Origin of the sequence: Enterococcus hulanensis (genome assembly GCF_005405485.1) — a bacterium.
In the GTDB taxonomy this organism is placed as follows: Bacteria; Bacillota; Bacilli; order Lactobacillales; family Enterococcaceae; genus Enterococcus_A; species Enterococcus_A hulanensis.
In genome coordinates this window covers 1-6727 of sequence record NZ_BJED01000041.1, presented here as the reverse complement: position 1 = coordinate 6727, position 6727 = coordinate 1, and the positions used below count along the sequence as shown (strand labels likewise).

Annotated in this window: 6 protein-coding genes; 3 read left to right on the top strand and 3 right to left on the bottom strand. The window is 34.8% G+C overall.

Annotated elements, in window-relative coordinates:
* Positions 1-270 precede the first annotated feature (270 nt).
* Both spx and FFR60_RS22690 read right to left on the bottom strand, forming a co-directional pair.
* Entirely contained in the window at positions 271-690 is a 420-nt protein-coding gene (gene spx, locus FFR60_RS22695; protein ID WP_137665944.1) for a transcriptional regulator Spx, read from the bottom strand.
* A 589-nt stretch (positions 691-1279) separates the two neighbouring features.
* Positions 1280-1441: a hypothetical protein gene (locus FFR60_RS22690; RefSeq protein WP_171005020.1), complete on the bottom strand. Its 162-nt coding sequence runs from the start codon at positions 1439-1441 to the stop codon at positions 1280-1282.
* Positions 1442-2138: 697 nt separating this feature from the next.
* On the opposite strand from FFR60_RS22690, the gene FFR60_RS22685 reads away from it, so the two are divergent.
* From FFR60_RS22685 to FFR60_RS22675, 3 genes are read left to right on the top strand one after another with little or no spacing between them, the layout of a single operon-like run.
* On the top strand, positions 2139-2543 hold the full coding sequence (locus FFR60_RS22685) for a DUF2177 family protein (RefSeq protein WP_137665943.1): 405 nt from the start codon (positions 2139-2141) through the stop codon (positions 2541-2543).
* Between the two features lie 5 nt (positions 2544-2548).
* Complete coding sequence (locus FFR60_RS22680) at positions 2549-4366, top strand: DegV family EDD domain-containing protein (RefSeq protein ID WP_137665942.1); 1818 nt, start codon at positions 2549-2551, stop codon at positions 4364-4366.
* Positions 4363-5133, top strand: coding sequence for a DUF1295 domain-containing protein (locus tag FFR60_RS22675; RefSeq protein ID WP_137665941.1), 771 nt, complete (start codon positions 4363-4365; stop codon positions 5131-5133). Before FFR60_RS22680 ends, FFR60_RS22675 begins: the two co-directional genes overlap by 4 nt.
* A 302-nt stretch (positions 5134-5435) precedes the next feature.
* Here the strand turns inward: FFR60_RS22675 and FFR60_RS22670 are convergent, their stop codons facing one another.
* Complete coding sequence (locus FFR60_RS22670) at positions 5436-6515, bottom strand: sensor histidine kinase (RefSeq protein WP_171005019.1); 1080 nt, start codon at positions 6513-6515, stop codon at positions 5436-5438.
* Positions 6516-6727 lie beyond the last annotated feature (212 nt).

The following is a 6727-nucleotide window of genomic DNA, read 5'->3' as shown; positions in this document are numbered from 1 at the left end:
ATTTTTGTAATGGCTACGAAAAACAAAAAATGAGAACATCAAAAAGATGTCCTCATACGGGGAGTAACCAAATGCTATTTATTTTTTAACATTGTCAATTCGATAGTCAAAATCAAAGAAATGGGGCAAAAGTACCTGTTAAGTCCAAAATAACCCAGTTCTTACTGAAAATAAAGAGGACAAAGTGAGTTCTTTATCTTAAGTGAATGCCGTTCTTTTTATCTCGGAAATGGCGTTGCAGTGAATTCATTAAAAATTATATCGCACAAATTAATTTGCTTGCTGAATATCCATGATCATTAACTTCAGGGCTTTTTCTTTTGCATCAAAACGACGAATTTTACGTGGAGTAAATTGATGGATATCTTCTTCATTGAACCCAACTTGGAGTCTCTTGGAATCAGTAATAATTGGGCGTCGAAGGATACCAGGTCGCTGCTCTACTAGTTCGACAAATTCATTAAAAGATAGGTCATCCAAATCGATGTCTAACTTTTCATAAACCTTTGAACGTGTAGAAATAAGCTCTTCAGTCCCGTTTTCCGTCAGCAATAGAAGTGCTTTGAGTTCTTCTTTAGTTAATGGATTCGAGAAAATATTTCGCTCTTCAAATGGAAGGCCTGCTTCAGTTAACCAGGCCTTTGCCTTTCTGCAAGATGTGCAACTTGGGGAAGTAAATAATGTAATCACTTTACTTTCAACCTTTCTCTTTTAAATATCAATTGTTCTTTATGGTGAAACTATACTAAGAAATTTATAAGACCAAGTCATTACAATGAAAATTAATAAGTACAAAAACATCCCCCAAACATCAAGGAGGATGTCTTTTTGACTATTTGTTCCGCTCTTGAATACCTCAACTGCATGTCTAAAACCACTAGTAATAAGGAAAATGATTTGTGTCTATTGGCTCACAAAAGAAATTAACATAAACGGATTATCATATTTCACCAAAAAGATACCTATAAAAATACGGTTTTTAACATTTTCATGTTCAAGGAAAAAGGTATGCTTTGAGATAATTGTTAATTTATGAACCGTTTATAAAAGTTAGCCTTTTAAGTATGATTGTAATTCACTTAGAAAAAGCATAATTCTATTAATCTTTGGATATATTTTAGTATCTCGGTGCCCTCTCACAAATAAGTTAAACACTTAAAAAAAGCACTAAATAACCGAACGAACAGCTAGCATCATCAATGATAACTAAGCCACGTTTGGTTATTTAATGCCTAAAAAATGAATAGGATATTAGAAAGTTTACACTTTTATACCAAAATTATAAAATGTTGTCTTTCGTTAACTCACTTTTTTTAACAACATAGTGCTTTACACCACTTTCAACAATCACTGTCTTTTCTAATATCTTACAAATGGTTCCATTTATTAATTCGTCATGACAGTCTTTTCCTTGAAAATAATCACCTATTTTAATTTCCACAGCTTTCCCTCCGATTAGTTCTACCTAGCAATTTGATGTGTAATTCAATTTATTTACCATAATAATAAATACACACCAATTTTTAGAAGTTACGTATATCATACATAAAAAATTCCAACAATCAATTATTGGCTACCACCTTCTTCTTAGACTCACCTCTTGTTTCAAAGTGTTGTAGTTCATGAAGTACAAATGACTGAATTCATTCCTCATTGTATTCAATACAATTTAAGTTGTTAATCACTTATTTTTATAATTGACTATTTATGATTTGAATCGCGATAAACAAGCTTGAAATACTCATTCAAAAGATATCAAACGACAAAGAATCAATTTATACCTCGCGAAAGAATGTCAAGTTAAAATCATTCAAAAGTACGAGCTGACAGCCTCTGTCTCAAAATTATAATGTTTCAATAATGCCTCCTCTAAGGAACCGTAATATACATTTCTTACTTTATTAATAAGGAAAAGATGAATACTAATTTTAAACTATTATAATCAAGAGAATTACCAAAAATGGCTCTATTTTAGCACGCTTTTTGAAAAGACAGTTTAGTCAATCCACGTTGAAATATAAAAAAAGTATTTTAGCAAATTTTATCAAGTGATCAGGCATATTTTTTTTACCTTTGCTCCTGTGGTGGTAGTATAACTTTACAAATTTAAAATACTTTATTTATGTGGAGGCAACGAAATGAGCAATATATTGAAATTATTTGGAACTGCTACCGTGTCTTTTCTAGTCTTGGATCTATTATGGCTGTTACTGTTTGCGCGGCGCATGTATCAAAATAACTTAGGGCATTTATTGGGACAGACTAAATTTATGCCAGCAGCGATTTTTTACATGATCTATTTGATCGGTATCCTCTTTTTTGTTGTACATCCTTCTTTGGAAAAAGGTAGTTTGTTTTATGCTATCGCAGCTGGAGGTTTTTTAGGCTTGCTGAGTTACGGGACTTACGATTTAACGAATTTGGCGACCATTAAAAATTGGCCTGCTATAATCACGATTATTGATTTGATTTGGGGGACTGTTGTGACAGCGTCTGTTTCTGGAATCACCGTTTTCGTTGCACAGCACTTTAATTGGAGGTAGATGTCATGGAAATGAGTCGGTCAAATCAGTCAATTGATCCAAAGAAACTGCTTTTTGCATTTCAACAAGGGGCGATTCAATTAATCAATCAAAAGGAATTGTTAAATCAGATTAATGTTTTTCCAGTATCTGATGGAGATACTGGAAGTAATTTGGCTTCTTTAATGCAAACTATTTTGGAGGAAACGACAGAAGAAAGTCATTCTGTTGTTGAAGTATTTGAAAAAGTAGCGGATGCTTCATTATTAGGTGCACGAGGAAATTCAGGGATTATTTTGGCTCAGTATTTTAATGGCATATATAACCATTTGTTGAAGTTAGAGGAAAAAGACTCCGTTCAAAGTTTTGTACAAAGCATTAAGTCAGCAATTGATGAAGCTTATCAGGCAATCGAACAGCCGATGGAAGGGACAATCATTACTGTGATACGCTCGTGGGCAGAAGCGCTCGATGATAATGTACAGTTTGCCAGTTTGGAATCTTTGCTGCCAAATGCCTTGAACAAGGCCAAGCAGGCTTTAGAAAATACTACTAATCAATTGAATATCTTGAAAAAGAATCAAGTTGTTGATGCCGGTGCTAAGGGCTTTTACCTATTCATCGAAGGTTTTACTGATGCTATTTTGACAAAACAGCCCGCCCTTTATGTAGTAAACGAAGTAACAAGTGGTGTAAAAATTGAACATTCTCCACAAGAACACAGTCATACTTCAGAACCGATGTATCGTTATTGTACTGAAGTATTACTCGACTGTGTGGAATTGACCAAGAGAGAGTTGCATCAGAAGCTGAGTCCATACGGAAACTCTCTGATTGTTGCCGTAAATCGCGGCAAGGCCCGCATTCATATTCACACCAATCATCCGGATAAGGTCTTAAGCTATTTAAGCAGTGTAGGCGAACCGATCCAGCAAAAAGCCGATGACATGTTGTTACAGTATCAAGTCAAGAAGCAGCGAAAAGCACCAATTGCTCTAGTGACAGACTCAATCGCGGATATTCCAGTGGACTATTTTCTCGAAAATCAGATCCATGTTTTGCCGATGAATATTTTGCTGGGAGAGACTAGCTATATTGATAAGATCACTCTACAATCGAAGCAGTTTATAAACCTGGACAATCGCACTGATGGTCGTGCGACGAGCTCACAACCAACGCTAAAAAACGTTGAAAATTTGTTTTCGTTCTTAGAAACACGCTATGAAGCAATTTTAGTAATTACCGTTGCTAGAAAATTAAGTGGTACTTTTTATACAGTTAAAGAAGCGGCAAAACGAAATCGTGCGATACCAATCGAAGTCATTGATTCCAGAAAAAATTCTGTGGCTCAAGGTCTACTCGTTATGAAAGCAAATGAGTGGATTCTAGCTGGAATGCCGTTTGAGAAAATTGTGTCGCAAGTAGTAGAAAAACGCGATCAAATCAATATTCTGGTGAGTGTTGATGATTTACATTCGATGATCGATTCAGGACGGATTCCGCAGACCATTGGTAAAATCGCCAAACAAGTCAATTTGAAACCGATTGTTAGTCTTGATGAGTATGGCAAAGGGAAATTGAGTAAATTTGCCTTTAGCCGCAAGGGAAACGAAAAGAGACTTTTCCAAGAGATACTGAAGGTCAACCAAAAACATACAATCAGACGTTATGCAATTACCCATGTGAATAACGAAGCCAAAGCAAAGTTGTGGGGGCAAAAACTTCTAGAACAGCTCGCCTTTCCGCCAAGTTATATCACGGATAGTTCGTCGGTGATCGCTATGAGTGCTGGAGAAGGCAGTGTCGCAGTAGCTTATGAATTTGAGGGAGATGAAAATCGATGATTGTTTGGACAATAGTAATGCTCTTATTTATTTACTTCACCGTGCTATTCTTTCTCGCACAGGCACTTCACAATAATTCGATCGTGGATATGGCCTGGGGGATCGGATTTGTTATCATAGCAGTAACTGGTTATCTTTTGATGCCGGAAAAATCGCTAGGTGCAACCTTTGTTTTGATTCTCGTGACAATTTGGGGATTTCGGTTGTTTTTCCATTTAGCGAAGCGTAACATCGGTAAACCTGAGGACTATCGTTATGTGAATATGCGTAAACGCTGGGGCAAACATTTTGCTAAATTAAAGGCCTATCTGAATGTTTTTGTTCTACAGGGAGTTCTTTTATGCGTCGTGGCATTACCGATTTTCTTTGTCACTACTGGCACGGAAAAAGCTTTTTACTGGTGGAACTGGTTAGGTGTTATCGTATGGTTGATCGGTTTTATCTTTGAAACCATCGGCGATTACCAGCTGACGGTGTTTAAGCGAAATGCTAAAAAAGGCGAGCTTTTGACGACTGGCTTATGGTCTTTGACCAGACACCCTAATTATTTCGGCGAATCCTTGAGTTGGTGGGGAATCTTTTTAATCAGTTTCAATGAGTTGCGAAATCTCTGGGGAATTATTGGACCACTCGCGATTACGTTATTACTTCTATTTGTTTCAGGGATTCCATTATTAGAAAAGAAGAACAAAGATAAGCCCGGCTACCGGGCTTACGCAGAACAAACGCCTAAGTTTGTTCCAATTGTAGGAAAAAAAGGATTGTAAAAGAAGAGTTGAGGCAGCCGATGAGAGTCGACTGCCCTTTCTAATTCAATGGATACTTTCTTGTGTACTGTTGTTAGAACTTTAATAGGTTGTGTCTAAATTTAACTCACTTAAACAGAAAATAGATAATAAACAGTTTTTGCCTTACCTTGTAACATAGCTGATAGTCAGAAAAGTGCATCATAGCCCTTCGATTTCTACTACTGCCCTGCTTTCACACTAACTGGAAAAGTATCTTTAGCTTCTCAAAATGAGTAGATAGTTGTGTTTTTCGTTTCCTTTAGTATTTATAAATGAAATAGTTATACTTTATTTTTAGGTGCCTCGATTGAAACTACGAATTTCTTTGATTTAACTTGAAGTTGGAAACTTATACTAGGATATTTCTTTAATACTTTATTCAAGTTTGATAGACCTAGACCTGTATGCCCATCCTTAGTAGAGTAATTTTTAGTTAGAATTTTAGTAACCTCTACAGTCGAAGTCACAGTATTTTCGATTTTAAACGCCCATAACTCTTGAGTATTTATCAATATAATATGGATATATGGATTTCGTTCATCCAAGCTTGCCTCAAACGCATTATTAATAAGAATAGATACTACACGTAATAAATCAATCTGATTAAACGGGATTGAATCCCCTTGATCATCAGCAATGAGCTCAAAATATATATCACTTTCTCGGCATTTCTCTATGAATCTAGAAATTAATCCTCTTAAAGCAGCATTATGAATCGTTATTAATTGTGAATGGTGATAATCATTTAAATACTCAGCAGTAGTCTTTGTTAGATCTGCCAAATATTCTCTAGCTCCATGAACATCGTCATTTGCTAAATACTCACTTAATCCTAAAAGTGCGGAATTAAAATCGTGACGGTACTCTCTCGCAAGTTCATAGTTATTTCTTTCCTCTTCCATAGATAAATTTAAATCTTTTAAAAAGGATTCTCTTTGATAATTTTTATTGATTAAAGTGATTATGGAAAGTAACGTGAATGATAGAAGAATAATTAATACGATTAGGACAAAAAGTGTGAACTTATACCTTTTTACGTATAGGTATAAGTGACTGGTGAGAAGTAAGAAGAATAAAATTAATAAAAGAATTCCCTGTAGTGGATAATTCTTTTTCATATTTTTTAGCATTGGGACTATTGTATATTTTTTGTCCAATTTTTTTAAAATGTAAGAGATTCCAACTATAATACCAGATTGAATACAGGCAATTAAAAACAAATCATATATATTAGTAAATATGGAGTTTTTAGAAAAATAGACCGGCAGATAAAATGTTACTAATCGCACAAAAGTCACTAGCATATCTTGCAAAATAATTAATATTGAAGGCAACAACCAACTTGATAAATAGTGTCTCATAATCATGTATTCAATTATGTACAATAAATAAATATAGACAACAGCGTACAAATCGTGTAAGAAAAAGCTTATTACTAAAGCAAGCAATAAGAACAACGTTAAAAAATTGGTTCCTTTTTGAAAAATGAAGCGATGAGGGTTTGTCAACTAAACTGTGGAAGTTAATTAATTAAGTTTTCTAGTAAATAGCCTCTCACAGTATTTTTAAGCAA

Excerpts from the sequence above, each read along its gene's own strand:
- FFR60_RS22670 (WP_171005019.1), bottom strand. The coding sequence starts at position 6,515 with ATGAGACACTATTTATCAAGTTGGTTGTTGCCTTCAATATTAATTATT.
- FFR60_RS22680 (WP_137665942.1), top strand. The coding sequence starts at position 2,549 with ATGGAAATGAGTCGGTCAAATCAGTCAATTGATCCAAAGAAACTGCTT.
- FFR60_RS22685 (WP_137665943.1), top strand. The coding sequence starts at position 2,139 with ATGAGCAATATATTGAAATTATTTGGAACTGCTACCGTGTCTTTTCTA.
- FFR60_RS22675 (WP_137665941.1), top strand. The coding sequence starts at position 4,363 with ATGATTGTTTGGACAATAGTAATGCTCTTATTTATTTACTTCACCGTG.